This is a genomic window from Halomonas halophila (genome assembly GCF_030406665.1).
Classification (GTDB): domain Bacteria; phylum Pseudomonadota; class Gammaproteobacteria; order Pseudomonadales; family Halomonadaceae; genus Halomonas; species Halomonas halophila.
The window spans coordinates 46530-68075 of sequence record NZ_CP129121.1; the positions used below are offsets into that span (position 1 = coordinate 46530).

The 21546-nt window shown below is 69.8% G+C and carries 21 protein-coding genes; 13 read left to right on the forward strand and 8 right to left on the reverse strand.

All coding sequences use genetic code 11. The annotated features are described in order from the left end of the window. Positions 1–184: 184 nt before the first annotated feature. Both QWG60_RS00180 and gpmI read right to left on the reverse strand, forming a co-directional pair. Positions 185–1300 carry a murein hydrolase activator EnvC family protein gene (locus QWG60_RS00180; RefSeq protein ID WP_146908912.1) on the reverse strand — a complete coding sequence of 372 codons (1116 nt, stop codon included), beginning with the start codon at positions 1298–1300 and terminating at the stop codon, positions 185–187. Positions 1301–1347: 47 nt separating this feature from the next. Then, the gene (gpmI, locus tag QWG60_RS00185) at positions 1348–2919 is read right to left on the reverse strand and encodes a 2,3-bisphosphoglycerate-independent phosphoglycerate mutase (protein WP_146908867.1); all 1572 of its coding nucleotides are present in this window, start codon (positions 2917–2919) and stop codon (positions 1348–1350) included. A 212-nt stretch (positions 2920–3131) separates the two neighbouring features. Here gpmI and QWG60_RS00190 point away from each other — a divergent pair, with 212 nt between their 5' ends. The 8 genes from QWG60_RS00190 to ruvX all read left to right on the forward strand — a co-directional run bounded on the left by QWG60_RS00190 (position 3132) and on the right by ruvX (position 8890). Next, entirely contained in the window at positions 3132–3554 is a 423-nt protein-coding gene (locus QWG60_RS00190) for a rhodanese-like domain-containing protein (protein ID WP_035599925.1), read from the forward strand. A 42-nt stretch (positions 3555–3596) separates the two neighbouring features. Next, positions 3597–4118, forward strand: coding sequence for a protein-export chaperone SecB (gene secB / locus QWG60_RS00195; protein WP_035599928.1), 522 nt, complete (start codon positions 3597–3599; stop codon positions 4116–4118). Between the two features lie 113 nt (positions 4119–4231). Next, the gene (locus QWG60_RS00200) at positions 4232–4963 is read left to right on the forward strand and encodes a 16S rRNA (uracil(1498)-N(3))-methyltransferase (protein ID WP_146908869.1); all 732 of its coding nucleotides are present in this window, start codon (positions 4232–4234) and stop codon (positions 4961–4963) included. A 92-nt stretch (positions 4964–5055) separates the two neighbouring features. Beyond that, positions 5056–5778 carry a CvfB family protein gene (locus tag QWG60_RS00205; protein ID WP_375700443.1) on the forward strand — a complete coding sequence of 241 codons (723 nt, stop codon included), beginning with the start codon at positions 5056–5058 and terminating at the stop codon, positions 5776–5778. 84 nt (positions 5779–5862) lie between these two features. Then, the gene (gene gshB / locus QWG60_RS00210) at positions 5863–6831 is read left to right on the forward strand and encodes a glutathione synthase (protein ID WP_146908872.1); all 969 of its coding nucleotides are present in this window, start codon (positions 5863–5865) and stop codon (positions 6829–6831) included. A 16-nt stretch (positions 6832–6847) separates the two neighbouring features. Continuing rightward, a complete protein-coding gene (locus QWG60_RS00215; RefSeq protein ID WP_146908874.1) occupies positions 6848–7771 on the forward strand; it encodes an energy transducer TonB in 924 nt (307 codons plus the stop codon). 72 nt (positions 7772–7843) lie between these two features. Further along, the gene (locus QWG60_RS00220) at positions 7844–8404 is read left to right on the forward strand and encodes a YqgE/AlgH family protein (RefSeq protein WP_035599298.1); all 561 of its coding nucleotides are present in this window, start codon (positions 7844–7846) and stop codon (positions 8402–8404) included. A 51-nt stretch (positions 8405–8455) separates the two neighbouring features. Continuing rightward, positions 8456–8890, forward strand: coding sequence for a Holliday junction resolvase RuvX (gene ruvX / locus QWG60_RS00225; RefSeq protein WP_146908876.1), 435 nt, complete (start codon positions 8456–8458; stop codon positions 8888–8890). On the opposite strand, the gene QWG60_RS00230 is transcribed toward ruvX, so the two are convergent. The 3 genes from QWG60_RS00230 to QWG60_RS00240 form a co-directional block, all read right to left on the reverse strand. Continuing rightward, positions 8887–9552 carry a hypothetical protein gene (locus QWG60_RS00230; RefSeq protein ID WP_146908878.1) on the reverse strand — a complete coding sequence of 222 codons (666 nt, stop codon included), beginning with the start codon at positions 9550–9552 and terminating at the stop codon, positions 8887–8889. The two genes, ruvX and QWG60_RS00230, sit on opposite strands and share 4 nt — an antisense overlap. Positions 9553–9716: 164 nt before the next feature. After that, positions 9717–11039, reverse strand: coding sequence for an APC family permease (locus tag QWG60_RS00235; protein WP_146908881.1), 1323 nt, complete (start codon positions 11037–11039; stop codon positions 9717–9719). Positions 11040–11109: 70 nt separating this feature from the next. Then, complete coding sequence (locus tag QWG60_RS00240) at positions 11110–11922, reverse strand: carbon-nitrogen hydrolase family protein (protein ID WP_146908883.1); 813 nt, start codon at positions 11920–11922, stop codon at positions 11110–11112. Positions 11923–12054: 132 nt separating this feature from the next. Between QWG60_RS00240 and QWG60_RS00245 the strand changes: the two genes are divergently transcribed. Then, a complete protein-coding gene (locus tag QWG60_RS00245; RefSeq protein WP_146908886.1) occupies positions 12055–12876 on the forward strand; it encodes a helix-turn-helix transcriptional regulator in 822 nt (273 codons plus the stop codon). Between the two features lie 22 nt (positions 12877–12898). Here QWG60_RS00245 and pyrB read toward each other — a convergent pair whose 3' ends face one another. After that, positions 12899–13924 carry an aspartate carbamoyltransferase gene (gene pyrB / locus QWG60_RS00250; protein WP_146908888.1) on the reverse strand — a complete coding sequence of 342 codons (1026 nt, stop codon included), beginning with the start codon at positions 13922–13924 and terminating at the stop codon, positions 12899–12901. Positions 13925–13984: 60 nt separating this feature from the next. After that, positions 13985–15751, reverse strand: a complete 1767-nt coding sequence (locus tag QWG60_RS00255; protein ID WP_146908890.1) for a SulP family inorganic anion transporter — start codon at positions 15749–15751, stop codon at positions 13985–13987. Positions 15752–15996: 245 nt separating this feature from the next. Here QWG60_RS00255 and QWG60_RS00260 point away from each other — a divergent pair, with 245 nt between their 5' ends. After that, the gene (locus QWG60_RS00260; protein WP_146908893.1) at positions 15997–16842 is read left to right on the forward strand and encodes a LysR family transcriptional regulator; all 846 of its coding nucleotides are present in this window, start codon (positions 15997–15999) and stop codon (positions 16840–16842) included. Between the two features lie 86 nt (positions 16843–16928). On the opposite strand, the gene QWG60_RS00265 is transcribed toward QWG60_RS00260, so the two are convergent. Further along, positions 16929–19238 (reverse strand): TonB-dependent siderophore receptor, encoded by a 2310-nt coding sequence (locus QWG60_RS00265; protein ID WP_046078984.1) that lies wholly within the window; start codon positions 19236–19238, stop codon positions 16929–16931. Positions 19239–19344: 106 nt separating this feature from the next. Between QWG60_RS00265 and QWG60_RS00270 the strand changes: the two genes are divergently transcribed. From QWG60_RS00270 to QWG60_RS00280, 3 genes are read left to right on the forward strand one after another with little or no spacing between them, the layout of a single operon-like run. Then, positions 19345–19998 (forward strand): response regulator transcription factor, encoded by a 654-nt coding sequence (locus QWG60_RS00270; RefSeq protein ID WP_222593864.1) that lies wholly within the window; start codon positions 19345–19347, stop codon positions 19996–19998. After that, complete coding sequence (locus tag QWG60_RS00275) at positions 19904–20125, forward strand: winged helix-turn-helix domain-containing protein (RefSeq protein WP_246124672.1); 222 nt, start codon at positions 19904–19906, stop codon at positions 20123–20125. The genes QWG60_RS00270 and QWG60_RS00275 overlap by 95 nt, the downstream gene beginning before the upstream one ends. A gap of 59 nt (positions 20126–20184) precedes the next feature. Next, the gene (locus QWG60_RS00280; RefSeq protein ID WP_186810071.1) at positions 20185–21513 is read left to right on the forward strand and encodes an ATP-binding protein; all 1329 of its coding nucleotides are present in this window, start codon (positions 20185–20187) and stop codon (positions 21511–21513) included. Positions 21514–21546: the final 33 nt, after the last annotated feature.

A 21546-nucleotide genomic window follows, 5' to 3' on the forward strand; every position in this document is an offset into this window, starting at 1 on the left:
GACGCATGAATACCTCCCTGTAGCTCCCGACGCCCTGCTGCGCTCTCGCTTCCTGCTCCGCTTGCAGGGCCGGTGCTGGCCATCCATGGCCAGCCCGTTCGGAGGAGTCCTCCCCACCCTTGGCGTAGGAGCTCCTCTCGACGTGCCGCCGGGCGGCCATTTCTCGGAAAGGCGATGCTTGTTGCTAGCGTCGGGCGATCCAGCGGTTGGGATCGATGGGCTCGCCATTGCGGCGTACCTCGAAGTAGAGCCCGGCGGATGACTGGCCGCCGCTGGCGCCCACCGCGCCCAGGGTCTCGCCGGCGCTGACCGCCTCGCCGACGCCGACCGTGAAGCGCTGCAGGTGGGCGTGCAGGGTCATCACGCCGTCGCCGTGGTCGAGGATCAGCAGGTTGCCGAAGCCGCGCATCCAGTCGGCGAACACCACCCGGCCGGCATGGACCGCCTCGACCGGCGTGCCCTCGCTGGCGCGGATCACCAGGCCGTTGCGGTGCACGCCGTCGCCGCGGCCGAACGACGAGGTCACGCTGCCCTGCACTGGCCACGGCAGGTCGCCCTGGGTGGCGGCGATGTTGGTGGAGGGCGGCGGCTGCTGCATACGCGCCAGGCGTTCCTGGACCTGGCGCAGCACCCGCTCGGCGTGGGCGCGATCCTGGTCGAGCTCGGTCAGCCGCGCCTGCTCGCTGGCGAAGCGGTCGTCGAGTTTCGCCACCAGGGCTTCGCGCTCGTCGACCCGGCTGGCGAGCTCGGCGCCCTGTTCCTGCAGGGTCTCTGACAGGCGCGCCAGGCGATCGCCGCGCGCGTCGAGGGCCCGGCGATTGTCGGCCAGCGCCGCGTCGAGCCGCTCGAGCTCGTCGAGCCGCTGCCGGCGGGCTTCGGCGAGGCGGTTGAGGTAGGCCTGCAGGCGATCCAGTCGGGCCGGATCGTCCTGATTGAGCAGCAGCTTGAGCTGCGGCGTCGGCCCCAGCCGGTAGAGGGCGTCGAGCTGCTCCTCGATCGCCGTCAGCTGGGCCCGGCGCTCGTCCTCGAGGGCCTGGCGCCGGTCCTCGAGCGCCGCGACCTCGTCACGCAGGTCGCGCTTCTCGGCCTGGAGCGCGTCCAGTCGGGCATGGGTCTCGGCCAGGGCGGTCTCGACCTCGCGTAGGTCCTCGTTGGCGTCGTCCCGCGCGTCGCGGGTGGCGGAGAGGTCCTGGGTGGCCGCCTGGATGCGCTCGCCGATGGCATCCAGGCGCTGCTGCGCCTCGCGTTCGTCCACCGCCGCCGCCGGGGTGGCCAGGGCGGCGCTCAGCGCGGCGGCCATCACGAGGCCCGGCAGCCATCGCCGCCGGGCCGGGCAGCGCCGTCGGCTCACGCCTCGATCAGCACGCGGCCGGTCATTTCCTCGGGCACCGGCTGGTCCATCAGCGTCAGCAGGGTCGGGGCGAGGTCGCACAGCCGGCCGTCCTGGGCCAGGCTCAGCGGGCGCGGGCCGACGTAGATCAGCGGCACGTCGAAGGTGGTGTGAGCGGTCTGGGCGACACCGGTCTCGGGGTGGACCATCTGCTCGGCGTTGCCGTGGTCGGCGGTGATCAGGCAGGCGCCGCCGACCTTCTCGAGCGCCTCGACCACGCGGCCGACGCAGGCATCGACGGCCTCGACGGCCTTGACCGCGGCGTCGAAGTCGCCGGTGTGGCCGACCATGTCGCCGTTGGCGTAGTTGCACACGATCAGGTCATGGGCGCCGGACTCGATGGCCTCGACCAGGCGGTCGGTGACCTCCACGGCGCTCATCTCGGGCTTCTCGTCGTAGGTCTTCACATCCTGAGGCGAGGGCACCAGCACGCGGGTCTCGCCCTCGTACTCGGCCTCGCGGCCGCCGGAGAAGAAGAAGGTGACGTGAGCGTACTTCTCGGTCTCGGCGATGCGCAGCTGGGTCAGGCCGCGTTTCTCCATCACCTCGCCCAGGGTGTTGTGCAGCTCTTCCGGCGGGAAGGCGGCCGGGGCCGGGATGTCGGCGGCGTACTGGGTCATGCTCACCAGGCTGCCGCCGGCCAGCTGCGGGCGGGCCTGGCGCTCGAAGCCGGCGAAGTCGTCCTCGACGAAGGCGCGGGTCAGCTCGCGGGCGCGGTCGGCGCGGAAGTTCATGAAGAAGGCGGCGTCGCCGTCCTCCATGCGCACCGGGGTGTCGCCGGCGAGAATGGCGGTGGCGGTGACGAATTCGTCGCTCTCGCCGCGGTCGTAGGCCGCGTCCAGGCCGGCCTCGGCGCTCTGGGCGGCGTGCTCGGCGGCGCCCTCGGTGGCCAGGCGATAGGCCTGTTCGACGCGGTCCCAGCGGTTGTCGCGGTCCATGGCGTAGTAGCGGCCGATCAGCGAGGCCACGTAGCCGTTCTCGGCGCCGACCAGCTCGGCGAGCCTGGCGTTGACGCGCTCGATGGAGGCGCGAGCGCTCTTGGGCGCGGTGTCGCGGCCGTCGAGGAAGGCGTGGACGTAGATGCGCGTGGCGCCGCGCTTGGCGGCCAGCTCGGCCATGGCGAGGATGTGATCCTCGTGGCTGTGCACGCCGCCCGGCGACAGCAGGCCCAGCAGGTGCACGGCGCGGCCGGCCTCGGCAGCGGCATCCAGCGGGCCGGTGAGGATGGCGTTGTCGGCCAGCGCGCCGTCCTCGACGGCCTTGGTGATGCGGGTGAAGTCCTGATAGACGATGCGCCCGGCGCCGAGGTTCATGTGGCCGACTTCCGAGTTGCCCATCTGGCCGTCCGGCAGGCCGACGTAGCGGCCGTCGGTGTGCACCAGGGCGTGGGCGCGGGTCTCCCACAGCCGGTCCATCACCGGGGTGTCGGCGGCCAGGATGGCGTTGTCGGTGGGGTCCGGGTTGTAGCCGTAGCCATCGAGGATGATCAGGGCCACCGGGCGGGGCGTCGGGGTCGAAGAGTCGGTCATGGGTCGAAGGCCTCGTGGTTGGGGCGGTACCGCCCTGGCCCTGTGGCCTCGGACGGGGTCGCGACTTGCCTCTGCTTGCGGCATCATATCGCACGGTCCCGCCGGGCGTCATATCGCACGCCCTCGGCGGCCCCACGGCATCATGTATACTGGCGCCGCCGGCCCGGCCGGTTTTCGTTCACCGCGTACCCGAAGAAGAGTCTTTCCGAATCATGATCGATCAGCTGTTCGAATTCGTGCAGAACCACCCGCTACTGGTCGCCGCCTTCGCGCTGGTGCTGGTCGCCTGGATCGCCTACGAGATCCGCAGCGGCGGGGCCAACGGCGTGACCACCAGCGAGGCCACTCAGCTGGTCAACCGCGAGGACGCCGTGGTGCTCGACGTCCGCGACAAGAACGACTTCAAGGCGGGTCATATCGCCGGCGCCCGCAACATTCCGCAGAGCAGCCTCGACAGTCGCCTGGGCGAGCTCGAGAAGTACAAGGGCAAGCCGATCATCGTGGCCTGCAAGCATGGCCAGACCGCCGGCGTGGCGATGGCCAAGCTGACCAAGGCCGGCTTCGAGCGCGTCTACAAGCTCAAGGGTGGGATGACCCAGTGGCAGACCGACGGCCTGCCGCTGGTCAAGAAGTGATCGCGCCCTCCTAACATTCCAACGACCAAAGGATTGCTTTCCATGGCGGAAGACAACAACCCGAACAGCGGCGCCAACGGCGAGGCCGCCGGCCAGCAGGACAAGCCCCAGGTGCAGTTCGCCCTGCAGCGCATCTACGTCAAGGACATCTCCTTCGAGGCGCCGAACTCTCCGGCGGTGTTCCAGCAGCCGTTCAAGCCGAAGGTCGGCCTGGACCTGAACACCACCCACCAGAAGGTCGGCGAGGATCTCTACGAGGTGGTGATCAAGGTCACCGCCCAGGTCACCCACAGCGAGGAAGGCACCACCTCCTTCCTGGCCGAGATCGAGCAGGCCGGCCTGTTCCGCATCGGCGGCATCGAGGGTGCCCAGCTCGACCATACCCTGGGCGCCTTCTGCCCGAACATGCTGTTCCCCTACGCGCGTGAGTGCATCGACAACCTGGTCAATCGCGGCGGCTTCCCGCCGCTGATGCTCTCGCCGGTCAACTTCGAGGCGATCTACGCCCAGAAGAAGCAGCGCGAGGCCCAGCAGCAGCAACAAGGCGAGCAGGCCACGCAGTAAGCGGCCGCCGCCGGCAGCATCGCGCCGGGGCAGAGCGGCGCGAGGGCATCCCCCTCGCGCAGGCCTGCCCCGGCGCTTATCGTTTCGACCGTCCTCAGGAGAGCGTTTCGTCCATGGCGATCAAGGCCCCCCGTATCCATGTCGATGCCGCGCTGGCCGCCGGCGCCGACGTCGTCCTGCCGGAAGGCCCGGCACGCCACGTGGCCCGAGTGCTGCGCCTCGGCGAGGGCGCGCCCCTGAGGCTGTTCGACGGCCACGGCATCGAGGCCGAGGCGGTGCTGGTCGAGGCCGGTCGCAAGCGCGTGGTGGCCCGCGTCGAGGCGCTCCATGAGGGCCGCGGCGAGTCGCCGCTGGCGGTGCACCTGGGTCAGGCGATCTCCAAGGGCGATCGCATGGACTACGCGATCCAGAAGGCCGTGGAGCTGGGCGTGGCCGAGATCACCCCGCTCTACACCGAGCACGGCGACGTGCGCCTCAAGGGCGAGCGCGAGGCGAAGAAGCTGGCCCACTGGCAGGCCGTGGCCGCCAGCGCCTGCGAGCAGTGCGGCCGCGCCACCGTGCCGCCGGTGCATCCGCCGGTCGGGCTCGCCGACTGGTTGGCCGGCCGCGACGAGGCGCTGCGCCTGGTGCTGCATCCCGGCACTCCGGGCGCCCTCGACCGCGAGGACGCCATCGCCCGCGCGGCGCTGCTGATCGGCCCCGAGGGCGGCCTCTCGGACGCCGAGATCGACGCCGCCACCGCCGCCGACTTTGCCGCCCTGACCCTGGGGCCGCGCATCCTGCGCACCGAGACCGCCCCGGTGGTCGCCCTGACGCTGCTGCAGGATCGTTTCGGGGACGTCTGAGCCCCGTTCGCTCCTCCCCCTCGCGCCCGGCGCCTTTTCCCGTCGTCGGGCCGCGCCCATAATGACGGCACACTCGCAGTGGAATCCCGATCATGTCCGACTCCCGCCGATCCGCCCCACGCGCGGCCCATTCCCGTCGTGAGCCCATGCGCCGCACCCGCGAGCCGCGAGCCAGCGTCGGCGAGGTCGCCTACCTGCCGGTGGTGAAGGTCAACGAGACCGGCGCCTTCCTCGACTGGGGCCACTCGCGGGACCTGCTGCTGCCCTTCGGCGAGCAGCGCTTCCGTCCCACGGTGGGACGCCGGGTGCTGGTGATGATCCGCGAGGATGACCGCGAACGGCCCTTCGCCACCCAGCGCCTCGACCGCTACCTCGACGATCATGCCGAGGGCCTGGCCGCCGGCAGCGCCGTGGCGCTGGTGATCGCCGACCAGACCGATCTCGGTTACAAGGCGGTGGTCGACGGCCGCTTCTGGGGCCTGCTCTACCACGACGACGTGACCCGGCCGCTGCGCCGCGGCCAGCGCCTGGAGGGCCACGTGAAGCGGGTCCGCGAGGACGGCCGCCTGGACCTGTCGCTGCTGCCGCCGGGCCCGGCGCGGCTGGACGTGGTCGGCGAGGCCGTGCTCAAGGCGCTGCGCGAGAGCGGCGGCTACCTGCCGCTCTCCGACGCCAGCCCCGCCGGCGAGATCAAGGCCCGGCTCGGGGTCAGCAAGAACGCCTTCAAGCAGGCCATCGGCCGGCTCTACAAGCAGCGCCGCATCACCATCGAGAGCGGCGGTATCCGCTTCGCGCCCGGCGGGGAGCAGGACTGAGCGCCTTGGAGTCCATGGCGGCCCTGCGGCATACTGCCAGCCATCATTCCCCGCCGGGATCGCCCGGCGCCGACGAGTAGAACGATGAGCCAACGCCCCCTCAAGGTCGGCGTGGTGATGGATTCCATCGCCGACCTCAGCTTCAAGAAGGACACCAGCCTGGCCATGCTGTGGGCCGCCCAGGACCGCGGCTGGTCGTTGCACTACATGGAGCAGGAAGACCTGTTCCTGCGCGACGGCCGGGCCCACGCCCGGATGTGCGACCTCGAGGTGTTCCGCGACGCCGAGCGCTGGTACGCGCTGGGCGAGGCCGAGGCGCGCCCGCTGGCCGAGCTCGACGTGGTGCTGATGCGCAAGGACCCGCCGGTGGACGGCCACTTCCTCAACGCCGTGCACCTGCTGGGCTTCGCCGAGCGCGAGGGCGTGCTGGTGGTGAACCCCACCCGCGCGTTGCTGGAGTGCAACGAGAAGCTGTTCGCCCAGCAGTTCCCGCAGTGCTGCGCGCCGACCCTGGTGTCCTGCCGCGATGCCGAACTGCGCGCCTTCCACGCCGAACACGGCGACGTCATCCTCAAGCCCCTCGACGGCATGGGCGGCAGCGGCATCTTCCACGTCCAGCCGGACGGCCGTAACCTTGGCGCGATCATCGAGACTCTCACCGAGGGCGGCCGGCGCCAGATCATGGCCCAGCGCTACCTGCCGGAGATCAAGGACGGCGACACCCGCATCCTGCTGGTCGACGGCGAGCCGGTCGAGTTCGGGCTGGCGCGCATTCCCAGCGCCGGCGAGACTCGCGGCAACCTGGCCGCCGGCGGCCAGGGCGTCAGCCGCGAGCTGACCGACCGCGATCGCTGGCTGATCGGCCAGGTGCAGCCGATGATCCGCGAGAAGGGCCTGATGTTCGTCGGCCTGGACGTGATCGGCGACTACATCACCGAGATCAACGTCACCAGCCCGACCTGCGTGCGCGAGATCGACGACCAGCGCGGCACCGACATCGCCGGCCAGCTGATGGACGCCGTCGCCGACCGCCTCGCCGCGCGCCGGGGCTGACCCGGGAGACGCCACCGTGGCCGCCCCCGTCAACGACCCGATCCGCTATGCGCCGGTGACGCGCTCTTACCGCTACTGGCTGGCCTGGGCGGTGTCGCTGCTGCTGCATCTGGCGGTGATCGGCGTGGTGGCCAGCCGCCAGTTCGCCCCGGCGCCGCCGGAGCGCACCAGCCTCGACGTGGTGCTGGTGACACGGCCCGCCGAGGCGCCGGTGACGGCCGAGGCGCTGGCCGAGTCGGCCCAGCGCGCCGCCGGCGAGGCGGTGGAATCGCCGCCGGCGGAGTCCCATGCCGCGCCCCGGGCCGAGTCGTCGGTACCGCCGGCGGAGGTCGAGCGGGCGGTGGACCCGGCCTCGCCGGCCGAGCCCGAGGCCCAGGCGCCCCCCGAACCCGAGGCGCGCCCGCTGCCGGAGGCGCCGGCCACCGCCGAGCGACCGCGGCAGACGGCCAGCCCCGAGCCGCGCGAGAGTGCGCCCCGCTCGGCCGAGGCCACGGCCCCCGCGGCCGCCAGCGTGCCCTCGACCTCGGGGCGCGATCTGCTGGCCCAGGCCACCGCCAGCATCCGTGAGCAGGGGCTGTCCGCCGACTATGCCGGCGACGCTGCCGGGGCGGTGCGGCCGGCGGCCCAGCGGGCCGCCGAGGCCCGCTACATCGACGACTGGACGCGCCGGGTCGAGGACTACGGCAACCGCGTCCATCCGGCGCCGCCAGCGCTGGATGGCCAGCTGCGGATCCGCGTGGTGATCGGCCGCGACGGTCAGGTCAGGCGGGCGGAAGTGATACAATCCTCGGGACATTCCGAACTCGATCAGGCGGCCCTGGACACCGTCCACGGCGCCGCGCCGTACCGCCCCTTCGATGCGGGCATGGGCGAGCTGGACAGCCTGTCCATCACCCGCATCTGGCGGTTCGGCGAAGGCAACGATTACGGCGTGCGCTAGGCACCGGACGACGGCGCGCGCAGACACACGGCAGGCGCGCCCGATGCGCGCCGCCTTCCGCTGGGGAGCTCCATGCAAAGCTTGAAAAACCACTTCCTGATGGCGATGCCGCACCTGGAAGATCCCAATTTCGCCGGCACCCTCAGCTACCTCTGCGACCACGACGACAAGGGCACCATGGGCGTGATCGTCAATCACCCCATGGAGGAGCTGACCCTCGAGGCGCTGTTCGAGCAGCTCGAGCTCGAGTGCAGCACCAGCCCTCACCTCAGCGCCCCCGTCTACTACGGCGGCCCGGTGCACAAGGACCGCGGCTTCATCCTCCACGAGGGTGACAGCCAGCAGTGGGACTCCAGCCTGCAGGTGACCGACGACATCGCCCTGACCACCTCCATGGACGTGCTCGAGGCGCTGGCCGCCGGCCGTGGCCCGGAGAAGTTCCTGGTCTGCCTGGGCTGCGCCGGCTGGGAATCCGGTCAGCTCGAGCAGGAGCTGATGGACAACACCTGGCTGACCGTGGAGGGCCGTGCCGACGTGCTCTTCGAGGTGCCGCCGGAGCAGCGCCTGAGCGCCAGCGCCAATCTGCTGGGCGTCGATCTGAACCTGATGACCCGCGAAGCGGGCCACAGCTGATATGAAAGGAGCGGCCTGCGCTCGCTCAGGCGGCGTCGCCCGGAGGGACTCATGAGCGGTCAGCGCCTGATACTGGGCTTCGACTTCGGCACCCGGCGCATCGGTGTGGCGGTGGGCAACGAGCTCACCGCCAGCGCCCGGGCGCTGGAACCGCTGCCGGCGCGCGACGGCATCCCCGACTGGGACCAGATCGCGCGGCTGGTGGAGGAGTGGCGGCCCGACCTGTTCGTGGTCGGCCTGCCGCTCAACATGGACGGCAGCGAGAGCGTGATGAGCACCCGTGCGCGCAAGTTCGGCAAGCGGCTCTACGGCCGCTACGGCGTGCCCTGCGAGATGGCCGACGAGCGCGGCTCGACCCACGAGGCCAAGAGCATCGCCCGGGAGGCCGGGCACCGCGGCAACTACCGCGAGGACAGCGTCGACGGCCTGGCCGCGGTGCTGATTCTCGAAGGCTGGCTGGCCGACCGGGAAGGCCTGCCCCGCTAGGCCGTTCCCTCCTGCTTGCCTGCGGCGTCCGGCCCGCGGCGCGGCCCGCCGAGGGCTTCCCGCACGTCGATGCCGGCGAACGTCTCGATGAAGAAGGCCAGCGTGGCGGGGCGTCGGAAGCACGCTTCGAAGCGCTCCGCCGCCTCGCCCCGGCCGCGCTCCACCCGTGCCAGGTAGCGCCCGCCCTCGCGGCTGACGCGCACCACGGCCGGGTGGAGAGTGTCCCGCCCCTGCATCGTCAGCTCCCGCTCGTGTTCCAGGCGCTCGCTCAGGGCCGCCCCGTCCTCGAGCTCGGCGGGTGTGGCCCACAGGTCCTGGTCGTGATCGCCGTAGCGGAACAGCAGCAGCGCCGGCGGCGCGGCGAAGATGCTGTAGGCCAGCAGCCAGGTGAGCTCGGTGCCGGAGGGCGAGCCCGCGATCAGCCGCCAGACGCTGACGGCGATGCCCAGCACCAGCACCCCGACGAAGGGGCGCCAGCTGCGGAAGCTCATGACCCGCCGGCCGCGCAGATAGCCCCAGAGCCCGGCCACGGTCACCGCGCCGATAGCCAGGTAAAGCAGCGCCAGCGGCGTGCCGCCGCCCATCACCACGGCGGTCACACCCACCGCTAGCAGCGCGGTATAGAAGATCGCCAGCAGCGCATAGGCCCGTTTCAGGTTCATCGGCACGCCCTCCCGTCGCTAGGTGGTGTTCCTGCCAGCTTAGGAGAATCCCGCCGATCGGGCCCATCGGGCCGGGCAAGGCTTTGCAGCGTTGGCGGTCATCCACGTCGACGGTCCTGGCGGATATCCGGGGCGGCGGGCCGCCGCCCCGTTGAACGCCGGGCTCAGCCCTCGATGCTGAGCTCGGGCGTCGGCCGCTGGAAGCCGCGCGTCATCCAGGTCAGCCACAGCGCCCCGCAGGCCAGCCAGGCGCCACCGAGCAGGATCGCCTTGGCATCGAGGCTCGCCATCAGCCACAGGATGGCGCCCAGGCCGATCAACGGACAGACCAGGAACCACAGGGTGTTGAGGCCGCCACGCCGTCTTTCCCGCAGGTAGTAGTGAGCGATGACCGAGGCGTTGACCAGTGCGAAGGCCAGGAAGGCGCCGAAGTTGATGAACGAGGCCGCGGACAGCACGTCCAGCGTCAGGGCCAGCAGGGCCACGGCGGCGCTCAGCATCAGGCCGCCCACCGGGGTACCGAAGCGACCGAGTTGGCCCAGCAGGCGCTTGGGCAGCACATCGTCGCGGCCCATGGCATACAGCAGTCGCGAGCCGCTGGCCTGGGCGGCGATCCCGGAGGCGAACTGCCCCACCACGAGGCCGATCAGGAACAGCGAGACGAACATATCGCCGCCGATGTTGCGGGCGATGTCGTAGGCCGCCGCATCCGGATTGGCGAAATCGTGGCCGGGAGCTGCCAGCTGCACGAAGTACGAGACAACGATGAAGATCAGCCCGCCGCAGAGGGTGATCAGCAGGATCGCCCTGGGCAGGGTGCGCTTCGGCTCATGGGTCTCCTCGGTGAGGGTGGTCACCGCATCGAAGCCGAGGAAGGAATAGCAGGCCACCGCGGCCCCGGCCATCAACTGTGGCAGGGGAAAGCCCTCGCTGGCGCCGAGGAAGGGCGTCAGGCTCCAGAACGGCTGGGAAGGATCGCCCAGCACGTAGTGCATGGCGAGTCCCACGAAGGCGGTCAGTACCAGCATCTGCACCAGCATCATCACGCTGTTGACCGCGCTGGCGAGCTTCAGGCCGATCACGTTGATCAGGGTGGTGACGGCGATGAAGGCGAGCAGCCAGACGGCCACCGGGATCGCCGGGAAGGCCGAGTGCAGGTAGGCGGCGCCGATCAGCCAGATCACCATCGGCAGGAAGAGGTAGTCCAGCAGGATGGCCCAGCCGGCCATGAAGCCCAGCCGGGCATCGATGGATTTCCTGACGTAGGTGTACGCCGATCCCGCTACCGGGAAGGCGCTGGCCATGCGGCCATAGCTGTGGGCGGTGAACAGCATGGCGACCAGGGCGGCGATGTAGGCGCCCGAGACGGCGCCTTCGGTGACCACCGCCAGCACGCCGAAGGTGCCGAGCACGATGATGGGAGTCATGTAGGCCAGGCCGAAGAGCACGACCTGGCCGAGGGTGAGGGGCTTCTTCATGTCGGTCATGGTGTTGTCCCGCTTGTGGTTGTTGTGGGGGAAGCTGCCGGCCGCTCGGTGAGACGGGCCGGGGGGCGGATCACTCGAATCGCCAGCCGGGACCCCGCGGCGTGTCCTCGCGGGTGCCCGCGAGGCCGATCCGGCGATCGGCGAGATAGTCGTAGTCGCGGCGGGCGTCCGCGAGGCGCTGGCGGTCGAGGGAGAGAGCCGCGATATCGCGGTCGCGACCGGCGTGGAACAGTAGCTCGCCGTCGGGAGCGACCAGGGCGCTGCCCCCGGCGAAGGTGAAGCCGGCTCCCTCGCCGCAGCGGTTGGTCATGGCCAGGAAGCACTGGTTGTCCTGGGCACGGGCCTGGGCGGCGCGCGTGTGCACGGGGCCATAGGGGTCCATGTTGCCGTTGGTCACGATCAGCAGGTCGGCCCCGAGCTGTGCGATGCCCCTGGCGACTTCGGGGAACTCTAGGTCGTAGCAGATCATCAGCCCGATGGTGTGGCCCCGCCACCGGGTGCAGCCGAGCCGGTCGCCGGGGGTGACCAGGTCACGCTCGTCGGGCCACAAGTGGGTCTTGCGATAGCGCAGGGCGACCCCGTCCTCCGGGGTGATCAGGACCGTGGTGTTGAACACCCGCTTGCCGTCTCGTTCGAGCAGGCCCAGCGCCAGGGCGCAGTCCTGCTCGCGGCTGGCCTCGATCAACCGGGCGATCTCGGGGCCGTCGAGGCTCAGGGCGCGGTCGATGACGTGGCCCTCCTCGGCGAAGCCGGTCAGATGGGTCTCGGGAAACACGATTAATGAGACCTCGGGGCCCTGGGCGGCGATGACCGCCAGGGCCTCGCCGAGGTTGTGCGCGATATCGCCCTCTCGTCCGGGGAGCTGCGCCAGTGTCAGTTGCATGCTTGCCTCCGTTGTGTGTTGTACTCGTCGCCTGGAGTCGCGATATCACTCAGTATGCGGATTCCCGTTTCCATGCCTATTCCATGACGGGGTTACCCCTGTAGGGAGAGGCACCGTCGAGCGAGGCCCACCATGACACGCCCCCCTTATGCTGCCCCGCGCCCTCGGGCACCGGCCGAGCTCCTCGACGAGCTGGACTGGCATCGTGCCTTCGGGAGCCTGCTGAGCCGGGTGGACGAGGACGATTTCTGGATGGCCGTGGTGCGCCGGCTGGCGCGGCACCTGGCGTTCAACACCTGGGTGGCGTTGATCTTCCACCAGCACCGGCCGCCCACGATCCTGGCGGATAGCGACGAGGACGACGGGACCGACGAGGCGCTCTTCCAGGACTACCAGCGCGGCCTCTACCTGCTGGATCCCTTCTATGTCGCCTGCCGGGAGGCGAACGAGTCGGGCCTAGTGACGCTGGACGAGGTGGCGCCCCGCCACTTTCGCCGGACCGAGTACTATCAGCAGTACTTCAGCCGCAACATCGTGGCGGACGAGATCCAGCTCAATCGGCGGCTGGACGGGGAGCGGACGCTGTGCCTGTCGCTGGGGGCGACGACCCCCTTCGGCAGTGCCGAGCTGGGGGTGCTGCAGCTCGTCCAGCCCTGGCTGCTGGAGCTGATGCGGCTGCGCATGCATTTCGAGCCGAGCGGCGAGGTGCCGGGCCCGCACCCCTGGCATCCCCATCAGGGAACGTCCGAGCAGGTGGCGTCACGGCACGGGCTGACCCAGCGTGAGCGCGAGGTCAGCCAACTGATGCTGGGTGGTGGATCGACCAAGGAGATCGCCCGGCGGCTAATGATCTCCGTGGAGACCGTGCGGGTCCACAAGAAGCATCTCTACGCCAAGCTGGGCATCAACTCCCAGGCCGAGCTGTTTTCCTTGTTCTGGCAGGAGCGCCCCTAGGCGCCTTGCGGAGGTTCGGGGGTCAGTCGGCATCATCCACGCCGAGAGTCTTCGGCACGAACCAGGGCACGTCGCGCAGGTCCTTCTCGATCTGGTCCTCGACCTGCAGCAGGGTGGCGAAGATCGCCATGCGTACCGGGATGCCGTTGTCGGTCTGGCGGAAGATCGCCAGGCGCGGGTCGCCGTTGAGGTCCACGTCCAGGTCGTTGGCATCCGGGCGGCTGTCGCGGGGCAGCGGGTGCATGACGATGGCGTGGTCGTTGACGCGCTGGTCCATGAACGCCTTGTCCACCGTGTACTCCCGCGACAGGCTGAAGCCCTCGCTCATCTCGGCGGTGAAACGCTCTTTCTGGATGCGCGTGGTGTAGACCACGTCGACGTCGGAGAAGTCGCTGGCCAGGCTCTCGCGGGTCTCGACCCGATGGCCGCGGGAGGCGACCAGCTCGATCAGGTGCTGCGGCATTTCCAGGCCGGGGGGCGAGACCAGGGTCAGGCGCATCGGCTCGTGGAGCGACAGCAGCTTGATCAGCGAGTGCACGGTGCGGCCGAACTTCAGGTCGCCGGTCAGCAGGATATGGGCGCCGGTCAGGGCCTTGCCGCGCCGCTCGAACTCCTTCTCGATGGTGTAGAGGTCGAGCAGCGCCTGGCTGGGGTGCTCGCCGGGGCCGTCGCCGCCGTTGATCACCGGCACGTTGGTGGCCTGGGCGAACTCGGCCACCGCACCCTGTTCTGGGTGGCGCATCACGATGGCGTCGCAGTAGCCGCTCATCACCCGGCTGGTGTCGTAGAGCGACTCGCCCTTGGCCATGGACGAGAAGGTGAAGCCGGTGGTGTCGCAGACGCTGCCGCCGAGCCGGCAGAAGGCGGTGTGGAAGCTGACGCGGGTGCGGGTGCTGGCCTCGAAGAACAGGTTGCCGAGCACCGCGCCCTCCAGCACCCGGGTGACCTTGCGGCGTTGGGCAATCGGCTCCATGCGCGCCGCCACGCGCATCAGGTGATCGACGTCATCTCGTGACAGGGAATCGACGGAGAGCAGGTGAGAACTCATGCGCGGGCCTCGGCTGGCGGTGGGGGTCGCGCGCTAGTGTACTCCGCGTGGCGGCTGGCTTCAGCCCTCCCGCGCCAGGATATCCTCGTCCGGCGCGGGCATCTGGGCGCACTCGTCGAAGACGCGCAGGGTGCAGGTCCGGCATACCTCCGGGTCCAGCGTCGGCACGATGGCGTCGAGCGCCTCCGCGGACGATTCGAAGAAGCGCTCCTCGCCCAGCCGGGCCAGGTCGCCGCGTCGGCGCAGCTCGTCGAGCACGGTGCCCTTGAGCGAACTGATCATCAGGTCGCCGCCCTGGTCGCGCAGGCGCTCGGCCTCCTGCAGCAGCAGCTCGACGCCGGCGGTGTCGATGAAGTTGATGCCCTTGCCGATCAGCAGCACCCGGGTACCGGGCGCGGCGCTGAACACCCTCAGGCGACGCTGCACGTGGTCGGTGGCGCCGAAGAACAGCGAGCCGTCGATGCGCAGCATCTTCAGTTGCGGGCACTGGGTGAGCTCGTAGCGGTGGACGTTGCGGATATGGCGGCGCGGATGATCCTGACGCGGCGCCACCTCCATCACCGTCGGCCGCGAGGTGCGCTTGAGGTAGAGCACCAGCGACAGCAGCACGCCGATGTAGATGGCGAACTCCAGCGCCACCAGCAGGGTGGCGGCGACGGTGGCCGCCAGTACCATCGCCTCGTGGCGGCTGGCGCGCACCAGCTGCACGATGTGCCGGGCGTCGATCAGGTTCCAGGCGATCAGCAGGATGCCGCCGGCCATGGCCGGCAGCGGCAGGTAGGCGGTGATGCCCGGGGCGAACAGCAGGATCAGCACCAGCAGCGCGGCGGCGAACACCGAGGCCAGCGGGGTGCGCGCGCCGGCGTCGTAGTTGGCGCCGGAGCGGGTGAAGGAGCCGGAGCTGGCGTAGCAGGAGAAGAAGCCGCCGACGATGTTGGACAGCCCCTGGCCGATGAACTCCTGGTTGCCGTCGATCACCTGGCGCGAGCGCAGGGCGATGGCGCGGGCGATCGACACCGCCTCGATCAGCCCCAGCAGGGCGATGGCGAAGGCGCCGGAGGTCAGGGTGCGCAGGCTGTCCGGCGACAGCTCGGGCAGCGTCAGCGGCGGCAGGGTACCGGGCAGGGCGCCGACCAGCGCGACGCCATGGCTCGCACCGTCCATCAGCCAGCAGGCCAGGCTGCCGGCGGCCAGGCCGAGCAGTAGGTGCGGGCTGCGGCGGTTGAGGCGCCGCGCGACCACCGAGGTGACCAGCGAGATCAGGCCGACGGCCAGCGCGTAGAGGTTGGTTTCCGGCAGCGCCCGGATCAGGCCGGCCAGCTCGACCAGGAAGCCCTGGCCGTCGACGGCGACGCCGAGCAGATGCTGCATCTGGCTGGTGGCGATCAGGATCGCTGCCCCGGTGGTGAAGCCGATCACCACCGTATGCGAGATGAAACTGACCAGGCTGCCGAGGCGCAGGAGCCCCATGGCCAGCTGGATCACCCCGACCAGCAGGGTGACCGTGATCGCCGCGCCCAGGTACTCCGCCGGCGTCAGCGAGCCCAGGCCGCCGACCACGCTGGCCAGCACGATGGAGAGCGCCGCGGTGGGCCCCGAGACCATGTGCCAGGAGCTGCCGAACAGCGCGGCGACGGTGGCGGCGACGATGGCGGTATAGAGGCCGACCTCCGGTGGCAGGCCGGCGATGAAGGCGTAGGCGACGCCCTGTGGCAGCACCAGGATGGCGCCGGTGAGCCCGGCCATCAGGTCGGCGGAGAGCATCTTGCGGTCGAGGTCCCGGCCCCAGCTCAGGAACGGCAGGTAACGCGAGAGTCGGGACGCCATGGGGGAACCTCGAGTGGTGGTGCATGAGAGGCACTAGCCTAGGCAATGCCAAAAAGTGCCTGTGCTCGGCTATACGGCGTTAAATATCCGCTCAAAATGCTCATTTACCCCTACGTAAACTCCGCTTTCTCGCTGATATTTGCCTTGTCTAGCCTTCGCTCGTCGACTTTTCGGACATAGCCTATGGAAAAGTCGTTATCCTGAAAAACAAAATTTTTTGGCCTTCATGAACGGAAAAACCGAAGGTGGTCGCCCTGGATACTCAACTGCTGCAAACCTTCCTCGAGGTGAGTCGGCTGCGCAACTTCGGCCGCGCCGCCGAGAGCCTCAGCGTCTCGCCCTCCACGGTCAGCGCGCGCATCCGCCAGCTCGAGGCGCACATGGGCCTGGCGCTGTTCAGCCGCGGCCATCATCGCATCGGCCTGACCCCCGCCGGGGAGCGCATGGAGCGCCACGCGCGCTTCCTGCTCGACGCCTGGGAGCGGGCCTATGAGGACACCGCGCTCAGCGAGCGCCACCAGCGGCGGCTGGTGGTGGCCGGCGTCGCCAGCCTGTGGGACATCTTCCTCCAAGAGTGGCTCACCGACATCTATCGTGCCTACCCGGCGCTCGGCATCCGCGCCGAGGAGAGCACGCCGCTGCGGGTGGTGGAGAAGCTCGAGCAGAACATGATCGACGTCGGCTTCCTCTACGATACCCCGCGCATCCGCGAGGTGGGCGTCGAGGAGGTGGCGACCCTTCCGCTGGTGATGGTGTCGAGCCGCTCCGGCCAGCGCGCCGAGCAGGCGGTGGGCGACGGCTACATCCGGGTCGAGTGGGGCACCGCCTTCGCCAGCGTTCACGAGGGCCACTTCCCCCAGCGGCTGCTGGCGCGGGGCCGGGTCAACAGCGGGCGCATCGCCCTGAACCTGCTGCTGACGTGCGGCGGGGCCGCCTACCTGCCGCGGGACATAGTGGCGCCCCACTGCCGGGAGGAGCGCCTGTTCCCGGTCGAGGACGCGCCGCCGATCGAGCTCAAGGCCTACGTGGCCTATCGCTTCCACGGCGAGCATCGTGAGCTGATCCGGGAACTGCTCGGCAAACTGGGGTGAGGCACTTGGCGTTACGTTGGCAAGGGGGTATACGAGGAAGGGTAATGAGGGGCATGGCCGCCCCCTGGCAGGGGCGGCGGCGGGTCTCAGAACGAGGTGCGCAGGGTCAGGGTCGCGCTGCGAGGGCTGCCGTAGATGGCGCCGGCATAGAAGCCGTAGCGGTCGTAGTAGTGCTGGTCGAACAGGTTGTCGACGTTGAGGCTCAGGCGGGTGTCGTCGGTGATGTCGTAGCGGGCCATGGCGTTCCAGATCGCATAGCCCGGCCACTTGACCGCGGTGGAGCCGGTGCTGACGCCATGGCTGGGCTGCCCCGCCGGGCTCGAGACGGCATCGATATGGCTCTGGGCGTAGACGCCGCCGCCGAAGGTCCAGCGGTTGAGCCGGCCGCCGGGTTCATAGGTCGTCGACAGCTTGAACAGGTGCGAGGGATCGCTGCGCCCGTCGCTATCCACCCGGCGAAAGTGCAGATAGGTGTAGCCGCCGTAGACGTTCCAGTTCGGCGTGATGGCACCGGCCACTTCCAGGTCGACCCCCTCCGTCTCGTTGCCGGTGCCGGATTTGTAGGCCTGGGCCCCATCGGGCGTGAGGTTGCCGCCATCCATCACCGCCAGGTGTTCCTGGCGGGTGCGGAAGAGCGCGGCGGAGGCGTTCAGCTGACCGTCGAACCACTCTCCCTTGATGCCGGCTTCGTAGCTGTCGCCCTCGACGGGGTCGACGGTGGCCCCGCCGGTGTCGCGCTGGCTCTGCGGCGTGAAGATGTTGGTGTAGCTGGCGTAGAGCGAGTAGCGGTCCGACAGGTCGTAGATCGCCCCGGCGTAGGGCGTGAAGACGTCGTGTTCGTGACGGCTCGTGGTAGCGCCGTCATAGGCGTCGGTGTCGGTCTCGTAGTCGCTGACGCGCCCGCCGAGGATGATCGACAGCGGCTCGGTGACCTCGAGTCGCGTCGCGGCATAGAACCCGCGCAGCCGGGTCTCGGTAGTCTTGACCCGCCCGGTGCGGGAGGCATCCAGGCGGATGTCGTCGTCGACGCCGTGACGCCAGTCGGAGATCGCCAGGCCGTTGGTGGCGCGGAACATGCAGTAGGAGGAGTACTCGGAGGCCGTGCCGCTGGACATCGTGCATTCCTGCTCCGGGGTGCGCTCGCGCGTGCGGCTCTCGCTGGCGCCGAGCATCAGGTCGTGCCGCCGCCCGAACAGGTCATACGCGCCGCTCAGGTCGACCCCGACCGAGCGCTGTCGCGTCTCGTTCCTCTCGCGCAGGGCGTTGAGGATCGCCCCGCCGCCGTCCTGATCCCAGTAGCCGATGAAGCCGCCTGAGGGGCCGCGGTTGACCTTGGCCAGGGCGAGATTGTTGAGAGCGTCGGTGTCGCTCTGGGCCGCGTGAACGTCGAGGGTCCAGTCGTCGTTGAAGGCATGGTTCAGCGAGGCGAAGACCGTGTTGGTCCTGGACTCGGCATGGCTCCAGTCCGGTGCCAGGTTGGTGCTGCGCGAGAGGTGCGTCCTGCTGCCGTCGGCGAACCAGATGGGCACGTTGGCGCCCCAGCCCGCGCCGTCGGTCTTGCGATACTCGTATTGGTAGCCGAGGCCGAGGGTGGTGTCGTCGGTCGCATCGAAGGCGAGATTGGCCAGCGCCGCACGACGGCGCTCGGACTCGTTGTCGCGAAAGGTGTCCCCCTCCTGCTGGGTCACCACGACGCGCGAGCGAACGCGGCCATCCTCGGTCAGCGGCACATTGAGGTCCGCCCCGACCCGCGACCGGTCCCAGCGTCCGTAGGCGCCGTAGACGCTGCCGCCGAACTCCCGTTCCGGGCGCTTGCGGATCAGGTTGACCGTTGCCGAGGGATCCCCCGTGCCGCCCAGCAGCCCGTTGGCGCCGCGCACGATGTCGATGCGCTCGTAGAGGTCCATGTTCAGGGCGTTGCCGCCGCCGCCGAATCCGGAATCGCCGGAGAACTGCAGCCCGTCGACCTTCCAGTTGCCGATGTCGTAGCCGCGCGCCCGGAACGACGTGCGCACGCCGACTTCGGCCTTGCTTGCCGTGATGCCCGGCGTGAGCTCCAGGGCATCCTCGATATCCACGGCCTCACGGTCGTCAAGCTGCTGCCGGGTGATGCTGGTGACCGACTGCGGCGTTTCCCGAGGCGAGAGCGCAAGGCCGGTGGCGCTGTTCGTCTCGGGGATCGTGTAGCTCCGCTCGGGTGCCGCCTGGCGTCCGGCCTCGACCGTCATGGGAGACAGCTGGACGGGCGATTCGTCGTGGTTGGCATCGGTTGGTGTCTGGGCCACGACCGCCGTGCTGAGCATGCAGCCGCCGAAGGTGGCGGCAAGGGCACCGGTGAGCGGCTTTGCTGGTGTCCTGGCGGCGTTTCCGGTGGCCTGCGAGGCGCGATGTTTCATGAACGATCCTGTTCGAAATAATAATGATTAGCGTTTTACTGAATGAGGACCGACGATTATATTGACGCCTCAGGCGGAGAACCTTTGGCTCTGTGGGGCATATGTAATGGATGGTATTGACGACGCTCCGGCCTCGGCCTCCCGGGCCGGAGCGCACGATGAAAGCGCCCTCGCGCTGGTGGTGGACGACGACGACGAGATCCGTGAGCTGATCTGCGACTATCTGGCCGGCATGGGATACCGCACCCGGGGAGCGGCCAATGGCCGCGAGATGTGGTCTCGTCTGGACGAGGGCGTGGACCTGGTGATCCTGGATCTCATGCTGCCGGGAGAAGACGGCTTGAGCCTGTGCCGCACGCTGCGCGATCGGCGTGCGCTGCCGGTGATCATGATCAGCGCACGAGGCGCCTGCTCGGAGCGCATCATCGGCCTCGAGATCGGCGCGGACGACTACCTGGCCAAGCCTTTCGACCCTCGCGAGCTGCTGGCCCGGGTGCGTGCCGTCCTGCGTCGCAGCGCGCCGCGCCAGGACGCCCGGCCCCCCAGCGTCACCCTCGGTTCCCGACGACGCCGAACGGCGTTTCGCCGGCTGGCGCCTGAACCTCCGGACCCGGCGGCTGCAATCGCCCGAGGGGCGATCCTTCGAGCTGCCGCGCTCCGATTTCATGGTGCTGCAGGCCCTGAGCGCATCTCCCGACCGGATCGTCAGCCGCAACATGCTGAGCCGGCAGGCCTTCGGGCGCGACCATCTTCCCGGTGACCGCGCCATCGATGTCTGCATCAGCCGCCTGCGCCGCCTGCTGGAGGATGAGGCCCGCCGCCCCCGCTTCATTCGCACCGTGCGCAACGAGGGCTACCTGCTCGAACTCTCCGCCGACGCCGGCTGATGGGGGCCGCTAACGCCTGGCGCCGGCGGTGGCCCGACTCGCTCTTCGGCCAGCTATGCGTGATCGTGGTAGTCGGGGGCCTGTCGGCCCAGCTGCTGTTCGGCAGCCTCTGGTATGACGTGCGCTACAGCCAGGTGCTCGAGGAACCCGCCCGCCTGGTGATCTTTCGTACCGCGGCCGTCGTGAACCGGCTCGCCGACGGCAAGGCGATCGACGACCTGGCCACCGAGGTCTTCCACCCCCAGCTCCGTGCGGCGCCGCTTCCCTCACCGCCTCGCCAGGACGATGCCCGTGCGAACGTCGCACGCCTGATGCAGGACGCGCTGCGCCGTGAGACGGGAGAGGCCTTACCGCTGTCGCTGCTCGACGTGGATATTCGCAACGACCGCGGCGACGCCAGCACCTGGGCCGGCCTGACCGGGCTCTCGCCGGTGGTCGGACACTTCGACTTCCAGCTGCGTCTCGCCCCGAGGCGGTGGCTGCGCATCCGGGCGGACCAGGCGCAGGGGTGGAACGCCCGGCCCGCCTGGATCGTGCTGGGCGACTATGCGTTGCGCGTCTATCTGCTGCGTGCCCTGGCGCTGATCGCGGTGGCGCTGGTCGTGGTACGCGTGAGCACCCGGCCGCTGCGTCGGCTGATACGAGCCGCCTCGGCGCTGGGGCGGGATATCGAGCGGCCGCCTCTGCCGGTCGAGGGGCCGAGAGAAATGCGCCAGGCCGCTGAGGCGTTCAATGCCATGCAGCAACGGCTGATCGACCTGATCCGGGAGCGCACCGAGCTGCTGGCCGCCGTCTCCCACGACCTGCGCACCCCGCTGACCCGCATGCGGCTCCGGGTGGAGGGCATCGGGGAGGATGCGCTCAGGGAAAAACTGGTCGGCAACATCGTTCAGATGGAGACGCTGATCGCGGCGCTGCTGGATTCGGTCGGCGACGGCGCGGGGCCGGAGGAGTCGTCCGCCTTCGACCTGGCCGGGCTGGTGCGAGAGGTGGTGGACGACTTCGTCGAGACGGGCAGCGATATTCGCTGGGACGGGGCCGCCGAGGCGTTCGTCTCGGGTCAGTCCGCGAGCATTCGGCGGGTGCTGCACAACCTGATCGAGAATGCCCTGCGCTATGCGGGCAGCACCAGGCTCACGCTGCGCCTGGCCGGGCGCTGGGTCGAGCTGACGATCGAGGACGACGGCCCCGGCATCGAGATGCAGCGGCTCGCCGACATCATGCAGCCCCGTGTGCGCGGCGACGCCGAGGCGGGCGGCGCTCTCGGCTACGGCCTGGGGCTCAGCATCGCGCGGAGCATCGTGATGGCGCACCGCGGCCGGCTGAGGCTCGAGAATCGCACCGGCGGCGGGCTGAGGGTCGTGATGGCGTTGCCGGCGATGGCGTGACGATAATCGCCGGCGCACCCCCGGGAGGGGCGG